This window comes from Porphyrobacter sp. AAP60 (assembly GCF_001296025.1).
Classification (GTDB): domain Bacteria; phylum Pseudomonadota; class Alphaproteobacteria; order Sphingomonadales; family Sphingomonadaceae; genus Erythrobacter.
Genome location: NZ_LJHV01000002.1, coordinates 233,333 through 250,158, shown reverse-complemented (window position 1 = coordinate 250,158; position 16,826 = coordinate 233,333). Strand labels below are relative to the sequence as shown.

Here is a 16,826-nt window from a genome sequence, read left to right as displayed (position 1 = left end):
GCGCAATTGCCGAAGCGGCCTTATTCAACCCAAGGGCGGCACCTTAGAACCGGTAGCTGACCCGCCCATAAACAAACCGGCCATTGAAGCCGAAGGGCGAGAAGCTGGAGAACGGCAGGAAGTAGTTGTTGGCCGAATTGTTGCGGGGGTTGCCGGTGACCGGATCGGTGCCCACTCCTGTCGGCTGGGCGGTTGGATATTTGTCGAACAGGTTGTTGGATCCGACCGCCAGTTCAAGCCCGTTCACCGGCTCGATCCGCACTTCGGCGTCGATCACCCAAGCCGGTGCAATCGGCAAATCGGTAAAGGCATCATTGCCCGGCGCCAGCACCCGGCCATAACGGTTGCCACGCAAGGTGAACGAGGCGAAGTCCTGCACGTAATCGAGACCGAGGTTGACGCGGTCCCGCGGTTGCCCGCGCTCGATCCGCAGCGATTCCAACCGTCCGAAAAGGTTGATCCCCGGCACCTGATTGAGCGCGCCAGGCGTATCATTGCGGCCGGTGATGCGGTTCTGCGTCCAGTTGTAACCGGCGGTCAGATTGAGTTTGCCCTCGCTGCCGATGTCCATGCCATAGGTGGCAATTGCGTCGATCCCGCGGGTGCGGGTATCGATCCCGTTGATGAAGAACCGCGCTGCCGAAATGGTGTTGAACCCGGCATCGTTCAGGATCTGAGCGATCGCGCGCTGGGTTGCGGTGCCGCTGGGATTACCGCTCGCGTCGCGCGCCGCAGTCAGGTTTTCGGTCAAAACGATGCGGTCATCAATATCGACCTGGAACCAGTCGACCGTGACATTCAAGCGGGGGACAGGATTGAACACCGCGCCCACCGACCAGTTGACCGCCGTTTCCGGCTTGAGCGGGGATGATCCGAGCGCCTGCGCCACCGGGTTGCCCACCGGCAGCGTCACGGCATCCACCAGCACGCCTGCGACATTATTGGTCGCTGCCGCCGCGAAGAACTGCTGGGCAACGCCCGGCGCGCGGAAACCGGTCGATACCGCGCCGCGCAGCGCCAGCCAGTCAGCCAGCTCGAACCGGGTGGCGATCTTGCCGTTCCAGTCGCTGCCGAAATCGGAGTAATCTTCGAAGCGGCCTGCCAGCTGGACATTCCAGCGTTCGATCACGTCGATATCAAGTTCGGCATAGGCCGAAAAGTTCTCGCGCGAATTGACACCGACAACCGAAACCCCGCCGATCGTCGGCTGGAAACCGGGGAAGACCTGCGAGCCTGGCGCGGCGCCTGCGGTGCTGCTGTTGAGCGGATTGTTCTGGTTCACGGTCACGCCTCCAGAACGGAAGCTGTCCGGCTCACCAGGGCTGACCTGGAAGGATTCGCGCCGGTATTCCACCCCGAAAGCCAGCGTGGTGCGGGCGAACAGTCCTTCGATGTCGCGGCTGACATCGAAATTGTTGATCCACTGGCTATAGGTCAGCCCGCCAGCCTCGAACTCGGTCGGGCTGCCCGCGCCGAGCGAAGCATTCAGCGAGTTGATAATGCGATAATCGATCTGGTTCTGGCCATACTGGGCCGACAGGTCGAAATCCCACCCGCCAAGCTCGCCGCGGATCCCGCCGGTGATAGACCAATCTTCCGATTTGGAAGTGATCAATGGCAGGAAGCCATCAGGATAGATCGCTGGCACGTTGCGGGTGTCTGAAGCACGGCGATAGAAGCCGGCAGAGTTACCGCGACGCTCGCCATATCCACCGAAGGCGTAAAAATCGACCTGTTCATCCAGCGGGATGCCGATATTGGCGAACAGTGAGAAATCCTCTGTCCGTGCATCGCCATAGCGGTGCGAGCGGCGGTCGAAAGTCGCCTCACGCGGGTCCAGTACCCCGCCGACTGTGTTGTATTGCGGGCGCCGGTCGTAACCGGTGCGGTTGGTGTCGTCGCGATCGCGATATTCGGCGGTCAGGTTGATGAAGCCGCTTTCGCCCAGCGGCAGGCCGAAGTTCGACGACAGCGTCAACACGCCGCCATCGTTCACGCGCAGCTTTTTGCCGGTATCATTGACTGCGAGCGTGCCATCGGCAGCAAGCGTCGGCTGGCCGTTCGCCCCCAGGATCAGCCCATCGATCTCGTTCACGCCATCAATGCCGGTAACGTAGCCACCATAAGTCGCGGCAAACCGCGCACCGCTGCTGGCATTATTGAGCTGGAAATTGATTACCCCGGCGATCGCATCGGAACCATATTGTGCTGCCGCGCCATCGCGCAGGACTTCGATCTGGCCGATCGCCGAAGACGGAATGAAGTTGATGTCGACCGCCTGCGTTCCGCGCCCGACCGAACCGTTAATGTTGAGCAGAGCCGATGCGTGGCGGCGCTTGCCATTGAGCAGCACCAGCGTCTGGTCTGCACCAAGCCCGCGCAAGGTCGCCGGACGGATCACGTCAGTGCCATCAGTGATCGAAGGTTGCGGGAAGTTGAGGCTGGGCACAAGATCGCGCAGCACGCGGGCAGTCTCGGTGAAGCCCGTATTATTGAGTTGTTCCGCGCTGATCACGTCGATCGGCACGGCGCTGTCGCCAACCGTGCGGTTGGCACGGCGCGAACCTGTGACGACAATCGTCTGACCTGCATCTTCGAAAGACGTATCAGCTTCCTGCGCAAGCGCAGGGGAGGCGGGCATGACGAGCGAAGCGAGAAGAAGGGCACGAAGTCGCATTGGGACCACCTTTTGTTTTTTTGCTGCGATGCAAGATAAGTGTCGCGATGCCATAAATTTGCAATAATTATTCGCATTTTGCGGGCATTGCTTTTCGTATGATGCAAAATCATCACACAATCAGAGTGATAATTTCACGCCCGCTGCCCTCCCGCAGACTGCACTTCTGCCGGAAATGGGACAGAGCATGCAGAAATGACAGGCCGCGACCATGGGGCATTTACCCCATGCCGCAGTGCAACAAATCGCTTGGAGATCGTGGCAACGGGATTACTCTTCGCATCCGATGGGCAACCTCTCTCTGATTGCTTTTGCGCTTCCCGCCTTGATCATGGCCGGTGCGGCCGCGGGCTTTGCCGGCGGCATTTTCGGTATCGGCGGCGGGTTTGTGGTGGTGCCGGCCCTGATGTTCCTGCTGCCCGTGATCGGCGTTGCGCCTGACCAGACCGCGCATGTGGCCGTGGGGACTTCGCTGGCATCCATCATCTTCACCTCGCTCCGCTCGACCGCCAGCCATGCCAAGCGCGGATCGGTAGATTTCGGACTGCTGAAAGGCTGGGCGGTCTGGGTGGTGATAGGAACAGCCATCGGCACCGCCTTTGCCAGCCTGGTTTCTGGCGTTCATCTCGCGGCGATCTTCGGCGCCGGCGTGCTGGCTTTTTCGGTCTATTTCCTCTTGCCCGAACGTCAGGGCCAACCGCTGTTTGCCGCCTTGCCATCGGGAGTACCTCGCGCCGGGATCGCCAGCGCGCTTGGTATTTTTTCCACCTTGCTCGGCATTGGCGGCGGCACCTTGACCACGCTGACGATGACCGTGTGCGGAACGCCGATCCACCGCGCCATCGGCACCGCCGCCGGCATGGGAGCGATTATCGCGGTGCCAGCGACCCTCGGCTTCATCCTCATCGGACTGGGCGAAAGCGGGCGTGGCTGGGGCTCGCTGGGCTATGTCCATCTGCCCGCTGCCGCTGCCCTGATCGCCACATCGGTGCTGTTTGCACCGTTGGGCGTGGCGGCGGCCCATCATCTTGCCCCCGCAATGCTGCGCCGCGTTTTCGGGCTCTATCTTGCTTTCATCGGTGTGCTGATGATCGCCAAAATCTGATGATTGTTGCCACTCTCCAACAAGGAACTGCCCATGCCGACAACGCGCCGATCCTTTCTCGCCGGAGCCAGCCTTGCCGGGGGGCTTTCCGCCCTCCCCCTTTCCAGCCTTGCCGCTGCCGCGTCGCAAGCGCAGGCCGAACCGTTGTTCGGGCCAAAGATCGGGCAGGCCCTGCTCAGTCGCAACGAAAATCCCTATGGCCCCGCCCCTTCCGCGCTGCGTGCAATCAGCGAGACGGCCAAGATGGGCTGCTATTATACCGATCGCGGCCTTGAGCGGCTGACCGCGATGATCGCAGAGCGGCATCGCGTTGCGCCGTCGCAGGTGGTTGTCGGCGACGGCTCCACCGAAATCCTGTGCGCCATTGCGCTGGCCTGGGGGCGCGAAGGTGCGATCCTGTGTCCGGACCTGTTCTGGGACACGACCGTGAATTACGGCGAGCGGCAAGGCGTAAAGTCGATCCGGGTGCCACTGGCGGCTGACATGAACGTCGATCTGCCGGCAATGGCCGCAAAGGTTTCCGAAGGCGCTGCGCTGGTGCAGATTTGCAACCCCAACAATCCCACCGGCATGCTGATCAGCCCTACCGACCTGCGCCGCTTTGCGGCAGAGGTAACGCCGCACGCCACTCTGCTGGTCGACGAAGCCTATAACGAGTTGACTGACCTGCCAGACGACAATTCCATGATCGATCTGGTGCGAGCGGGCAGCGACGTGATCGTGTGCCGCACCTTCTCGAAAATCTATGGCATGGCCGGCTTGCGTGTCGGCTACGCCATCACCAGCGAAGCCAATGCTCTGCGCATCAAATCACACATGATGAGCTTCGGCGGCAATCTGGCCGGCGTAGCGGCGGCAATTGCGAGTTACGACGATATGGCATTCCTCGACCAATCGCGCGCCGCGGTTCTGGAAGGGCGTGCGATGATCATTGAAGCCGTAGCAAAAGCCGGGCTGAGGGCGCTGCCGTCGCAAACCAATTTCGTGTTTGTCGAGGTGCCGGATGCCAACGCCTTGCGCGATGCAATGGCCGGACAAGGCATCGCGATCAGAGGCGCCTACGGCCCGTGGGCAGGCTATTCTCGGGTCAGCACCGGGCGCATCGAAGATGTCACCCGCTATGCGGCTGCGCTACCCGAGTTAGCGGGCAGACTGTGGGGATGAGCCACACCTGAAAAGCCCGGCAATCGAAGATATAGACTTCGAAACCGGGCTCATCAGAAGGATGGGCAACCACACTCCGGTTTGGCGTCCGGATGCGAAGTAGAACTCGCGCCCAGCTTCCTCCGCAAAGCGACTATGGCTGTTTAATGCTTTCCATTCTCAGGACTTTTCCGGCCCAGTCGGACTGCTCGGCTGCATCGGCGAGCAGTCTAGCCACATCACCGCGTGCTGCCTCGCCTTGGGGATCGACATTGTCTCCTAACCGGACATCGCCGCTCCCGTCATCATCGGTCAGCGCAACCGGTCGCAAGATCGCATATTCAAGATCGCTGGACTTGAGATGTTCGTCGGCCTCGTGTTTGGCCTTGAGATAGTGGGCCAAATCGCCGTCCGGATCCGGGTCGCCCGCGCCAATGCTGCTGAGCATGACAAAGCGGCGGACACCACTGGTGGCTGACAGATCAATCAACCGTTTGGCGCCGTCGCGATCGACCTTATCGGTCATTTCTTCGGACGAGCCGCCGCCAGCGCCAGCAGCAAACACCACCACTTCACAACCAGCGGTGACATTATCGGCGAGGTTAGTGAGATCACCCTCGCGTTGCTTGACGGTGGCGGGCAGACCGGATGTGTCCGAACTTGTCCGCACAAGAGCGATAGGGTCATGGCCGCGCGCTTGAAGCTCGCGCACCAGCCGCGTGCCGGTGTTGCCGGTTGATCCGGCTACTAGGATTTGCATTTCTGTTCTCCGTTGAATTTTTCGGGAGGAATCATCCGTGCCTTACGAGGGCAGGAAGATGGCCTTGGCGTTCACGAACTCCTTCATTCCGAAACCGCCGTGTTCGCGGCCGTAACCCGAGTTCTTGACGCCGCCGAAGGGCATGTTGGTATCCGCCGCACCGAAGGAGTTGATGCGTACCATCCCGGTGTCGAAATGGTCGCGGGCCAGGCGGATGGCCTTCTCTTCGTCTTTGCTAAAGATGCCGCCACCCAGACCGTAACGGCTGGCATTGGCGATCCGCATCGCGTCTTCATCATCCTTCGCACGGATTATCGCGGCAACAGGGCCGAACAGCTCGTCGTCATGGGCGGGCATTCCCGGCTTGCAGTCGGCAAGCACGGTTGCCGGATAATAACAGCCTGCCGCATCGTCTGGATCGCCGCCACACAGCAGGCTTGCGCCCTTGTCGACACTTTCTTTCACCTGATCGGCGATCGTTTTGAACTGCTCGCGGCTGGAAAGGGGGCCAAGCTGGGTATCGTCCTTCATCGGATCACCCATGACTACGTCCTTCATGGCCTGCACGAAGGCGGGGACGAACTTGTCGTAAACCGCATCTGTGACGACAAAGCGCTTTGCCGAAACACAGGTCTCGCCATTGTTGTAGAGGCGGCCTGCCACGCAGGTTTTGACAGCAAGCTCGATGTCGGCGTCCTCCAGCACGAGGTAGGCATCGTTCGATCCCAGCTCCAGCACGGTCTTCTTGAGGTGTTTTGCGGCGAGCGATCCGATATGGCTTCCGGCGCCGTCGCTGCCCGTCATGGTGACGGCGCGGATCAGATCGTGCCCGATCACCTCATCGGATACATCGTGGTCTGTAACGATAACATCGAACAGCCCGGCCGGAAGGCCCGCCTCAAGGCACAGGTCACGCAGCAGCAGGCCGCTGCCGGTGCAGATCGAGGCATGCTTGAGAATAACGGCGTTGCCCGCCATCAGATTGGCCGCAAGCACACGGACCGGCTGATAGACCGGGAAGTTCCAGGGTTGCACAGAATAGATCACGCCAATCGGAGCATAAGTGACGATGCCACGCTTCTTGCCGCCGCTGTGCTGACGCTCTTCGTCAGCCAGTTTTGCGGGGCCGTGTTCGGCGGTGTATTCGAAAATGCGCGCGCACAGCTCGATCTCGGTCTTTCCGTCGCGCAGCAACTTCCCCATTTCACGAGTCATCAGTTCGGAGAACTTATCGGTATTCTCGCGCAGCGCTGCCGCGATCTTGCGCAAGTAGGGTGCACGCTCTTCATGCGATTTCTCGCGCCAGCCAAGGAATGCCGATTGCGCGGCCTCGATCTTCGCGAAAACCTCGGCTTTGTTCTCCAAAGTATAGGTCGCGATCTGTTCGCCGGTCGCTGGATTGGTTGTCTGGATATTGGCCATGTTGAAGTCCTGTCATTTTGCCTGGATGAGGCGCTTGCAGACGCAAGATGCGGCGAGCGGCTCGGCTGCGAAATGCAGCATCATCAAGCGAACAGGACAGTCGAAGACATTGTTCCACTACCCCGGTGACCGCGGCTGCAGCTTGCGCTGGAGCGTGCGTCAATCGGGATATGAACAGGATTGCAACAAGGATGGTAGCGGAGGAGGGACTCGAACCCCCGACACGCGGATTATGATTCCGCTGCTCTAACCGGCTGAGCTACTCCGCCCCATGGGCATCCGGTGGGCAATGCCCAGTCGGATTCGGGCCCGGCTTCGATCCGGGCAGCGGCGCATCTAAGGCGACATGGACTTTGGGTCAACTGGCCAAATCAGGAATTCCCTGATTGCCTGAAATTACGGCGCCGGAGGCTGCTGCCGACTGGTTCATGCGCAAAACCTTGTCTGCCAGTCCGCGGTTGATTGCACTGTCGAAGACATAGCCAATCTCGGGTGATTGCCGGGCGGCGTCCTCTAACGCGTGGCGGTCAATCACAGCGATCCGCATGCGATTGGCGACCACCACCGACGCCGAAGCACGTTCACCGGAAACGAGGCTCATCTCGCCCAGGAAGTCTCCCTGCCCACACACCCCGACCTGCTGCCCGTCATGCTCGACCGCAGCGGCTCCGCTGGCGATGTAGATCAGCGGTGGCTCGCATTCGCCTTGCTCGATCAAAGCTTCGCCCACTTGGGCATCACGCCATTGCAGCAATGCCAGTAGGCGACGCCGACTGGCAGGATCACGCACACGCAGCACCTGATCCAGCAATTCGTGTTCATCGGGCCGCAGGTCGTGCCGTCGTGATCGGTACAGCAGGATCACCAGTTGTGCAGCATTCGCCACTACAAACAGCGTTTCCCAGACAAGGCTGGCGCTGTCCCGTGTCTGCAAGGTAAAATGCAACATTGCGGCGATCCCGCTGCAGAGCGCCAAAATCCGCAGGCGTCGCAGCGATGTCATCATCATGGAGGCAATCAGCAGGACATAGGAAAGATGGGCGTAAATATTGCCAGGGTCCGCCAACTCCCGAATAAAAGAACCCATTTATCGCCCCGTTCAGCCTTGTCAGAAACGACTGTTTTGCCCCCGAAAGGAATAATTGCCAAGTTTCTCCCACGGCCCGCCGCAGTAACGGTGCAGTTCCAGCGCCGGAAAGGTAAATCGGCCCTTGGCGATCCATGGTGCCAGCACCGGGCCAAGGCTGGCCTGAAGCTTGCGGGCATCTGCCTTGGTCACCTTGTTCTGGACTGTGATGTGCGGACGCGGTTCATGCAGATCCTGCACCGTCAGACTGCCATGAAAATGGTCTGCAATCAGAGCGCGCAAGGCCAGAAGCTGCCGCGCTTCCAGCGCGATGGCGGTGCCAGTTCCCAGATCCATAACCCCTTTTACCGCGCCTTCGGGGCACGCGAATTCGCTAGCCACCTTGGGGAGGAAACCGCGCAGTTCTTCAAGCAGCGACGGGGCGAAAGCGTGGAACAGCGTCACGTGGGCGTGAATGTGGTTGCGCTCGATCGGATAATGCGTGCGCCGCATACCTTCTGCCCACGCGCCAAGATCAGTCGGCAGGGCGGCGGTCAGGATAAAAGGGTTAGCCACGATGCAATCCTGAGCCGCTAGCGATCCCGGATCAAGTCCGGGATGACGGGGGAAACCTACATCTCGCCCCGCTCGCGGCGGATAGCATACCATTTGGCGACGTTGGCATTGTGCTGGGCCAACGTGTCGGCGAACCAGTGCCCGCCGGTGCCATCTGCCACCATGAACAGAGCATTGGTGTTTTCCGGGTTCATGACCGCAGCGATGCTTTCCCGTCCCGGATTGGTTATCGGGCCTTCGGGCAGGCCGGTGCGGGTGTAGGTATTGTATCCGTTGACCGCTGCAATTTCCGACTGGCGGATGCGTCGGCCAAGTGGCTTGCCCTTGGTGATCGGATAGATAATCGTCGGATCAGCCTGAAGCATCATGCCGGTTCGAACGCGATTGGAATAGAGCCCGGCGACCATCCGGCGTTCTTCGGGCTTGCCGGTTTCCTTCTCGACAATCGCGGCAAGTATCAGCGCATCGCGCATGGTATCCACGGCAATCCGCGGAGTGCGGTTGGCCCATTCTTCGGCCAGTGCCTTGTCCATCGCCGCCTGCATCTGTTCGACAATGCTCTTGCGAGACTGACCGCGTTCGAAAGCATAGGTATCAGGCAGGATCGAGCCTTCGGGCGGCACTTCAACATCGCCCGAAAGCAGTTCTTCGGCCATCAGCCGTTCCCACACGAGGATCGAAGGCATGCCTTCGGGGATCGTGATGAAGCGCCGGATGACATCGCCAGATTGGAAGGCGACAAGGATATCGCCCTGGCTCATGTCCGGCTTCAGCAAGAACTCGCCCGCCTGGATCGGAGCATCGGACCCGAAGATGCGGGCTTGCAGCATGAAGCCCGAGGCTGAAGTGATCAGCCCTTCAGCCTCCAGCTTGTCCGCTACTGCAGAAACCGAACTGCCCGCCGCAATCGTGAAGTTCGTATCCTTGGCAATGGTTGCCGAGCCGAGGAACGTCCACGCGAACAGCAGCCCTGTCGCGGCCAGCACGAGCAGCGCCAGAAGCAGGCCACGCGCACGTTTCACGGTATCAGTCGACCTTCTGCATGATGATCGACGCGTTGGTGCCGCCGAACCCGAAGCTGTTGTTCAGCACAGCGCGCACTTCGCGCTTCTTCGCCACCAGCGGCACCAAATCGATGCCTTCGGTGCCGTCGTCGGGATCGTGCAGGTTCAGCGTTGGCGGCACGATCTGGTCGCGCATCGCAAGGATGCAGAAGATCGCTTCGACAGCGCCGGCGCCGCCAAGCAGGTGACCGATGGCGGATTTTGTCGAGCTCATCGATGCGCCGCCCAGATCATCGCCCAGCACGCGCTTGATCGCGGCGAGTTCGATCGTGTCAGCCATGGTCGAGGTGCCGTGGGCGTTGATGTAATCGATATCGCCCGCAGCGAGGCCCGCCTTCTTCAGGGCCATGCGCATCGCAAGTTCGGCGCCCTTGCCTTCGGGGTGCGGGGCAGTGACGTGATAGGCATCACCCGACAGGCCATAGCCGGTAACTTCGGCATAGATCTTTGCGCCGCGTGCCTTGGCGCGCTCGTATTCCTCGAGCACGATCACGCCCGCGCCTTCGCCCATCACGAACCCGTCGCGGCCCTTGTCATAGGGCCGGCTGGCTTCGGTCGGGCGGTCATTCATGCTCATGTTGAGCGCGCGCGCCTGCGCGAAACCGGCAATGCCAAGCGGGTTGACGGTACCTTCCGCCCCGCCTGCCAGCATGATGTCGGCATCATCCGCCATGATCATTCGCGCGGCATCGCCAATCGAGTGCGCGCCGGTGGAACAGGCCGTCACCACCGCGTGGTTCGGCCCCATGAAGCCGTATTTGATCTGCACCTGACCCGTGATCAGGTTGATCAGCCGGCCATGCACGAAGTGCGGCGAAACCCGCGAAGGCCCGCGTTCGTGCAGATTGACGCTTTCGATCTCGATCCCCGGCAGCCCGCCGATGCCCGAGCCGATCGAACAGCCGGTGCGTTCTTTCTCGGCCTGGGTCATGTCGGTCAGGCCCGCGTCTTCCAGCGCCTGGCCAGCGGCATCGATACCGTAAACGATAAAGGGATCGACCTGCCGTTGCACCTTATGATCGACCCGCTTGTCAGGGTCGAAGCCCCAAGGGTGATCCTTGGGCTTCACTTCGCATGCAATGGTGCATTTCTGGTTCGAGGCATCGAACCGGGTGATCTGCCCGGCCCCGCTTTCGCCAGCAATCAGATTGGCCCATGTCGTTTCGACATCAGCCCCCAGCGGGGTGACAAGGCCAAGCCCGGTTACAACCACACGGCGCATTCAACTTCTCCGAAAAAGCAACAGGCCCAACCCGTAAATGGGCTGAGCCTGTCTAAGCCCTGATCCGCGCGTCCGCAAACATGCTGCCAGACAAATGCCCCGCCTTCTCCTGCTCAAGGAAACGGCGGGATTGCGCGGACACCGGGGCATCCTTGCGGGCCTTAGCCCCCGCGCTTAGCCCTTGTGTTCTTCGATGTACTTGGTCGCATCACCAACAGTGGTGATCTTTTCAGCCGCATCGTCGGGGATTTCGACGCCGAATTCTTCTTCGAATGCCATCACCAATTCGACGATGTCGAGGCTGTCAGCGCCAAGATCATCAATGAAGCTGGCATCCTGAGTAACCTTGTCAGCTTCCACGCCGAGATGCTCGACAACAATCTTGGCCACCCGGTCAGCAGTATCGCTCATGGTATTCCCTCTTGAACTGGGGTTAGAAAAACTCGTGCCCGCCCTAATGAACGGCGCGGGCAAGTGCAAGTGGGCATGAGAGGGGGCTTATCAAGCCGTAACGTCATGCCCGGTGAAACGTCAGGCTGAAGGGCCGTCTTTCTTGGGTGGCTCCACCACGCGCAGATGCAATTCGCGCAAGGAGCGTGGTTCGGCCGGGCTCGGCGCACCCATCAGAAGGTCTTCAGCGCGCTGGTTCATCGGGAACAGCGAGATTTCACGCAGATTCTTGACCCCGCACAGCAGCATGACGATGCGGTCAACGCCGGCAGCCATCCCGCCATGCGGCGGCGCGCCATACTGGAACGCGCGGTACATGCCGCCGAAGCGTTCTTCGACATCGGCCTTGGAAAGCCCGACAATCTCGAACGCCTTGACCATGGTTTCCGGCATGTGGTTGCGGATCGATCCGCTGGCGATTTCATAGCCGTTGCAAACGAGGTCGTACTGGAACGCCTTCAACGTCAGCGGGTCCTGACCATTCAACGCATCAATCCCGCCCTGCGGCATCGAGAAGGGGTTGTGGCTGAAATCGACCTTCTTTTCGTCCTCGTTCCATTCGTAGAACGGGAAATCGACGATCCATGCGAGCGCGAAGGCATCTTCGTCGATCAGGCCCAGTTCCTCGCCCACACGAATACGGGCCGCACCGGCCAGCTTGGCAGCATCGGCTTCCTTGCCCGCGGCAAAAAACAGCCCGTCGTTTTCGCCAAGGCCGAGTTCTGCATAAAGAGCAGCCATGCGGTCAGCACCGTGGTTCTTGGCAATCGGCCCCCCGAATTCGCCACCCTTGCGGGTGACATAGCCGAGGCCTGCAAAGCCTTCCTTGCGCGCCCAATCATTCATTTCATCAAAGAACTTGCGGCTCTTTTCGTGGGTGCCGGGTGCCGGGATGACCCGGACAACACCACCGCCGCCGACGATCTTCTCGAACAAGCCGAAGCCGGATTGGGTGAAGTGTTGCGACACATCGGAAATGATCAGCGGGTTGCGCAGATCGGGCTTGTCGCTGCCATATTTCAGCATCGCATCATCGTAGGCGATGCGCGGGAACTGGCCTGCCGGTGTAACCTTCTTGCCATCGGCAAAGGCTTCGAACGTGCCGGCAATCACCGGCTCCATCGTGTCCCAGATTTCTTCCTGCGTGACGAAGCTCATTTCCAGATCGAGCTGGTAGAATTCGCCCGGCAGACGATCAGCGCGCGGATCTTCATCGCGGAAACACGGCGCGATCTGGAAATAGCGATCGAACCCGGCCACCATCAACAGCTGCTTGTACTGCTGCGGCGCTTGGGGAAGCGCATAAAACTTGCCTGCGTGAATGCGGCTCGGCACCAGAAAGTCGCGCGCGCCTTCGGGGCTGGACGCGGTCAGGATCGGGGTCGAGAATTCATTGAAGCCCACCGCCGCCATCCGCGCACGAATATCAGAAACCACTGCCACGCGGGTCATGATGTTCTTGTGCAGCGTTTCGCGCCGCAGATCGAGGAAGCGGTACTTCAGCCGCACGTCTTCAGGGTATGGCTGTTCATCGGCAACCGGCAGCGGCAGTTCTTCCGATGCGCTTTGCACCGTGATGCTGCGTGCATAAACTTCGACCTCGCCGGTGGCGAGGCGCGGGTTCACCGTTTCGGCAGAACGGGCCTTTACCTCGCCTTCGATGGTGATGACCGATTCCACCCGCAGCCGATCAAGCACCGCCAAGGCGGGCGAATCCGCATCGGCAACGATCTGCGTGATGCCGTAGTGGTCACGAAGATCGACGAACAACAGCCCGCCAAAATCGCGCTTGCGGTGCACCCAGCCCGACAGGCGGACGGTTTCGCCCACCTGAGCTGAAGAAAGCTGTGCGCAAGTGTGTGTGCGGTAGGGGTGCATCTAAACTCTTGTCCTGTCCGAGGCTATGACGCTAGGGCGCCGGGCAGCCGGAAAAGGGTGAGCCTGATCCGGGCCTTTACCGGCGCGCTAACAGGGCAAGCCTTGCACTTTGTCAAGCCAAGCTTGGTACAGGGGGCGGGGTAACATGGGTTCAATCCCGAGGGCGGCACTCCGCCCCAACGAGCAAAGATGACATGAAAATTCACGAGCTGATCACCACCACCGAAGCCCTCTCTGACCTGTGCGAACGCCTCGCCAAATCGGAATTTGTCGCGGTCGATACCGAGTTCATGCGCGAAAACACCTATTGGCCTGAACTGTGCCTGGTGCAGATCGCCAACACAGAAGAGGCTGCCGCAATCGATCCGATGGCGCCGGGTATCGACCTGAAACCGCTGCTGGATCTGATGTGCGACAATGACGACGTGCTGAAAGTCTTCCACGCCGGCGGGCAGGACGTTGAAATCATCGTCAACCTCACCGGCAAGACCCCGCAGCCGATTTTCGACACGCAGATCGCGATGATGGCCATCAGCCAGTCCGAACAGATCGGTTATGCCAACCTGGTCGAAACGTGGATGGGCCTGACGATCGACAAGGGCGCGCGCTTTACCGATTGGAGCCGCCGCCCGCTGACCGACCGGCAGATCGAATATGCCATCGGCGATGTCACCCACCTTGCGACCATCTTCCCGCGCATCCTCAAGAAACTGATCAAGACCGGCCGCGGCTTGTGGCTGGATGCCGAAATGGAAAAGCTGGCCGATCCGTCGAACTATATCACCGATCCCGCCCTTGCCTGGAAACGCATCCGTCAGCCGGGCCGTAACCCCCAGGTTCTGGGCCGGATGAAGGCGCTGGCCGGATGGCGCGAGGCCGAGGCCCAGCACAAGAACATCCCGCGAGGCCGCATCATGCGTGATGAAACGTTGGCCGATATTGCCAGCCACCCGCCCAAATCGCAGGCCGATCTGGCCAAGGTGCGCGGACTTTCTGCCGCATGGAAAGATAACGACATCGGCAAGCGACTGATGAAAATCATCGCCGAGGCCGAACCGCTGCCCAAATCCGAGATGCCGGACAAGGAAAAGCGCGGCGCACCGCTGGGCAAGGAAGGCGCGCTGGTTGCCGATCTGCTGAAGCTGCTGCTCAAGATCCGTGCCCGCGAGATCGACGTTGCCCCGCGCCTGCTGACCCGCGCCGACGAAATGGAATCGCTCGCCGCAGGCATGCGCGATCTGCCGGTCTTGCAGGGCTGGCGGTTCGAGGTGTTCGGCAAGGACGCGCTTGATCTGGTCGAGGGCAAACTGGCCTTCGCAGTCGAAAAGGGTCGCCTCAAGATGACGCATATCGACGATGTGGTGGTAGTGGAGCCGGCTGATCCGGTAGAAGTGTTGGACGCCGACGAGCCGGGCACGCTGGCAGCGGAATGAGCGCGCGCGCATGAGCACTTACCTGCCCACCATCAAGCAATTGCAATATCTGGTCGCGCTGCATGAACACGGCCACTTCGGGCGTGCGGCCGATGCCAGCTTCGTGTCGCAATCAACGCTGTCGGCAGGCATCCGCGAACTGGAATCCCTGTTGGGCGTGACGCTGGTGGAGCGCTCGCGCCGGGTGGTGCGCTTTACTGCGCTGGGCGAACAGGTGGTGGCCAAGGCCAACCGGTTGCTGCGCGAGGCGGAAGAGCTTGCCGATCTGGTACAGGCTTCGGGCAAGCCGCTATCGGGCGAATTGCGGATGAGCGTGATCCCCACCATCGCACCTTTCATGCTGCCGCGCGTGTTGCCCCGTCTTAAGCGCGAACGACCCGATCTGAAGCTGCTGCTGCGCGAGGAAACCAGTCACGACGCGCTCGAATCGCTAAGCCACGGGCGGGTCGATTGCGTGCTTCTGGCCCTGCCCTTCGACACCGGCGATGCGGCGATCGCGCACATCGCAGACGACCGGCTGTTCATCGCCTTCCCCAAGGATGACCCGCGCGATCCGCCCGCGACGATCAAGCCGGATATGATCGATCAGGGCCGCCTGATGCTGCTGGAAGATGGCCATTGCCTGCGCGATCACGCGCTGGCGGCGTGCAATCGCGCCGAACTGCGCGCCAGTGCGGCGATGATCGGCACCAGCCTGCACACATTGGTGCAGTTGGTCGACAATGATCTGGGCCTGACCATGCTGCCCGAAATGGCGCTGAAGGCAGGCATTCTCGCCGGAACCCAGGTCGTCGCCCGCCCCGTGGACAGCCCCACCGCCAAGCGCGAAATTGTGCTCGCATGGCGCAGAAACTCCCCGCGCGAGGCCGATTTCCTGTTGCTGGCGGAAGAACTGCGGGCGGGTTGAGGCGAGGAGATCATATCGCGCATCACAATTGAACGCATGGTAGCTTAGTCACGGTAGACCAGCAAAAGCTGCCGTTCCGGACGGAGCCCCGTTGCGGACATCATTGATATGTGACATCTTTCCTACGATGCGGCGGAAAAAATTGATGCAGATCGGGGTCGGGATCGCGCTGATAGCTGCATTTCCTTTTGCTGCCCCGGTGGCCTGCACGACACCTGATCGCGCCACCAATGTTCTGAATGCGCAAGGATACACAGAAGTGCAGATCACGGGCTATGCCTATTTCGATTGTGGGCAAGGTGACGTCTTTGCAACCGCGTTCGAAGCCAAAGCTCCCTCAGGACAGCGCGTCGAGGGGGCGGTTTGCTCGGGGCTTTTGAAAGGCAACACTGTTCGTCTCGATTAAGATGACGATGTTCCGCAATCGCACCCGAAAGCGGCACCCTCTGGCCTTCGCAACAACCCTTCAATCCATGTGCTTCAAACCGACCCGCAGGTAATCCCAGCCGGTGATGCAGGTCAGCACCGCTGCGGTCCATAGCGCCACCAACCCCACCAGATGAACCCAGCTTTCTGCAATGCTGCCACAAGCCTCGAACACCGACTGGCACGGCTGGCCATGCACCGCCCCGCCAAGGATCAGCGCTCCCAGCGCCACCAGTTGAAACGTCGTCTTCCACTTGGCGAGGTTCGAAACCGGTATCGAAATCTGCAATCCGCCGAGAAATTCTCGAAGGCCGCTCACTGCAATTTCGCGCACCAGAATGACCAGCCCGGCGATCACATGGACATCCCCCGCCCAAGGCCCGCGCAGAAACCCTTGCGCGGTCAGAACCAGAATGACCGCAGCGATCATGATCTTGTCGGCAATCGGATCGAGGAATATGCCCAGTTTCGAAACGGTGCCGTAGGAGCGTGCCAGATAACCATCGAAGAAATCGGTTATTGCGATCACGCAATAGAGCACAAAGCCGATCAGATACCCCAGCCGCCATTCGGGCCACCACAGGAAAAACGCCAGCATCGGCACCGCAAAGATGCGCGACAGGGTGAGAATGTTGGGCAGGCTCGACATGACTGATCCCCGCTTAGCGCGGCTTTCCGCTACGCAAAACCCCAATCG

15 protein-coding genes and 1 tRNA gene are annotated in these 16,826 nt (G+C 60.6%); 5 read left to right on the top strand and 11 right to left on the bottom strand.

All coding sequences use genetic code 11. The annotated features are described in order from the left end of the window. Positions 1 to 43: 43 nt before the first annotated feature. A complete protein-coding gene (locus IP79_RS01740; RefSeq protein WP_054117518.1) occupies positions 44 to 2,641 on the bottom strand; it encodes a TonB-dependent receptor plug domain-containing protein in 2,598 nt (865 codons plus the stop codon). 322 nt (positions 2,642 to 2,963) lie between these two features. On the opposite strand from IP79_RS01740, the gene IP79_RS01735 reads away from it, so the two are divergent. Together IP79_RS01735 and IP79_RS01730 are read left to right on the top strand one after the other, a co-directional pair. Then, on the top strand, positions 2,964 to 3,782 hold the full coding sequence (locus IP79_RS01735; RefSeq protein ID WP_054117517.1) for a sulfite exporter TauE/SafE family protein: 819 nt from the start codon (positions 2,964 to 2,966) through the stop codon (positions 3,780 to 3,782). Positions 3,783 to 3,815: 33 nt separating this feature from the next. Next, positions 3,816 to 4,946 carry a pyridoxal phosphate-dependent aminotransferase gene (locus tag IP79_RS01730; protein ID WP_082336952.1) on the top strand — a complete coding sequence of 377 codons (1,131 nt, stop codon included), beginning with the start codon at positions 3,816 to 3,818 and terminating at the stop codon, positions 4,944 to 4,946. 133 nt (positions 4,947 to 5,079) lie between these two features. Here IP79_RS01730 and IP79_RS01725 read toward each other — a convergent pair whose 3' ends face one another. From IP79_RS01725 to aspS, 9 genes are all read right to left on the bottom strand, one after another. Continuing rightward, positions 5,080 to 5,685: an SDR family oxidoreductase gene (locus IP79_RS01725; RefSeq protein ID WP_054117516.1), complete on the bottom strand. Its 606-nt coding sequence runs from the start codon at positions 5,683 to 5,685 to the stop codon at positions 5,080 to 5,082. 42 nt (positions 5,686 to 5,727) lie between these two features. Continuing rightward, complete coding sequence (locus tag IP79_RS01720) at positions 5,728 to 7,107, bottom strand: NAD-dependent succinate-semialdehyde dehydrogenase (protein WP_054117515.1); 1,380 nt, start codon at positions 7,105 to 7,107, stop codon at positions 5,728 to 5,730. Between the two features lie 192 nt (positions 7,108 to 7,299). Beyond that, a tRNA-Met gene (locus IP79_RS01715) sits at positions 7,300 to 7,376 on the bottom strand. An 89-nt stretch (positions 7,377 to 7,465) separates the two neighbouring features. Continuing rightward, positions 7,466 to 8,194: a cyclic nucleotide-binding domain-containing protein gene (locus IP79_RS01710; protein WP_054117514.1), complete on the bottom strand. Its 729-nt coding sequence runs from the start codon at positions 8,192 to 8,194 to the stop codon at positions 7,466 to 7,468. Positions 8,195 to 8,215: 21 nt separating this feature from the next. Then, positions 8,216 to 8,749 (bottom strand): 2'-5' RNA ligase family protein, encoded by a 534-nt coding sequence (locus IP79_RS01705; protein ID WP_054117513.1) that lies wholly within the window; start codon positions 8,747 to 8,749, stop codon positions 8,216 to 8,218. Positions 8,750 to 8,805: 56 nt separating this feature from the next. Continuing rightward, positions 8,806 to 9,771, bottom strand: coding sequence for an endolytic transglycosylase MltG (gene mltG, locus IP79_RS01700; RefSeq protein ID WP_054117512.1), 966 nt, complete (start codon positions 9,769 to 9,771; stop codon positions 8,806 to 8,808). A gap of 4 nt (positions 9,772 to 9,775) precedes the next feature. After that, complete coding sequence (fabF, locus tag IP79_RS01695) at positions 9,776 to 11,035, bottom strand: beta-ketoacyl-ACP synthase II (protein WP_054117511.1); 1,260 nt, start codon at positions 11,033 to 11,035, stop codon at positions 9,776 to 9,778. Positions 11,036 to 11,209: 174 nt separating this feature from the next. Beyond that, the gene (locus IP79_RS01690) at positions 11,210 to 11,446 is read right to left on the bottom strand and encodes an acyl carrier protein (protein WP_017666217.1); all 237 of its coding nucleotides are present in this window, start codon (positions 11,444 to 11,446) and stop codon (positions 11,210 to 11,212) included. A 120-nt stretch (positions 11,447 to 11,566) separates the two neighbouring features. Then, positions 11,567 to 13,363, bottom strand: coding sequence for an aspartate--tRNA ligase (gene aspS / locus IP79_RS01685; RefSeq protein ID WP_054117510.1), 1,797 nt, complete (start codon positions 13,361 to 13,363; stop codon positions 11,567 to 11,569). A gap of 194 nt (positions 13,364 to 13,557) precedes the next feature. Here aspS and rnd point away from each other — a divergent pair, with 194 nt between their 5' ends. From rnd to IP79_RS01670, 3 genes are all read left to right on the top strand, one after another. After that, positions 13,558 to 14,796, top strand: a complete 1,239-nt coding sequence (gene rnd / locus IP79_RS01680; protein ID WP_054117509.1) for a ribonuclease D — start codon at positions 13,558 to 13,560, stop codon at positions 14,794 to 14,796. Positions 14,797 to 14,806: 10 nt separating this feature from the next. Then, complete coding sequence (locus tag IP79_RS01675) at positions 14,807 to 15,703, top strand: hydrogen peroxide-inducible genes activator (RefSeq protein ID WP_054117508.1); 897 nt, start codon at positions 14,807 to 14,809, stop codon at positions 15,701 to 15,703. Between the two features lie 127 nt (positions 15,704 to 15,830). Then, the gene (locus IP79_RS01670; RefSeq protein ID WP_082336951.1) at positions 15,831 to 16,109 is read left to right on the top strand and encodes a hypothetical protein; all 279 of its coding nucleotides are present in this window, start codon (positions 15,831 to 15,833) and stop codon (positions 16,107 to 16,109) included. Between the two features lie 60 nt (positions 16,110 to 16,169). Here the strand turns inward: IP79_RS01670 and pgsA are convergent, their stop codons facing one another. Next, complete coding sequence (gene pgsA / locus IP79_RS01665) at positions 16,170 to 16,778, bottom strand: CDP-diacylglycerol--glycerol-3-phosphate 3-phosphatidyltransferase (RefSeq protein ID WP_054117507.1); 609 nt, start codon at positions 16,776 to 16,778, stop codon at positions 16,170 to 16,172. Between the last annotated feature and the right edge of the window lie 48 nt (positions 16,779 to 16,826).

Coding starts and splice junctions, on each gene's coding strand:
- IP79_RS01725 (WP_054117516.1), bottom strand. CDS start 5,685: ATGCAAATCCTAGTAGCCGGATCAACCGGCAACACCGGCACGCGGCTG.
- IP79_RS01675 (WP_054117508.1), top strand. CDS start 14,807: ATGAGCACTTACCTGCCCACCATCAAGCAATTGCAATATCTGGTCGCG.
- aspS (WP_054117510.1), bottom strand. CDS start 13,363: ATGCACCCCTACCGCACACACACTTGCGCACAGCTTTCTTCAGCTCAG.
- fabF (WP_054117511.1), bottom strand. CDS start 11,035: ATGCGCCGTGTGGTTGTAACCGGGCTTGGCCTTGTCACCCCGCTGGGG.
- IP79_RS01740 (WP_054117518.1), bottom strand. CDS start 2,641: ATGCCCGCCTCCCCTGCGCTTGCGCAGGAAGCTGATACGTCTTTCGAA.
- pgsA (WP_054117507.1), bottom strand. CDS start 16,778: ATGTCGAGCCTGCCCAACATTCTCACCCTGTCGCGCATCTTTGCGGTG.
- IP79_RS01730 (WP_082336952.1), top strand. CDS start 3,816: ATGCCGACAACGCGCCGATCCTTTCTCGCCGGAGCCAGCCTTGCCGGG.
- IP79_RS01720 (WP_054117515.1), bottom strand. CDS start 7,107: ATGGCCAATATCCAGACAACCAATCCAGCGACCGGCGAACAGATCGCG.
- IP79_RS01690 (WP_017666217.1), bottom strand. CDS start 11,446: ATGAGCGATACTGCTGACCGGGTGGCCAAGATTGTTGTCGAGCATCTC.
- IP79_RS01670 (WP_082336951.1), top strand. CDS start 15,831: ATGCGGCGGAAAAAATTGATGCAGATCGGGGTCGGGATCGCGCTGATA.
- IP79_RS01710 (WP_054117514.1), bottom strand. CDS start 8,194: ATGGGTTCTTTTATTCGGGAGTTGGCGGACCCTGGCAATATTTACGCC.
- rnd (WP_054117509.1), top strand. CDS start 13,558: ATGAAAATTCACGAGCTGATCACCACCACCGAAGCCCTCTCTGACCTG.
- IP79_RS01735 (WP_054117517.1), top strand. CDS start 2,964: ATGGGCAACCTCTCTCTGATTGCTTTTGCGCTTCCCGCCTTGATCATG.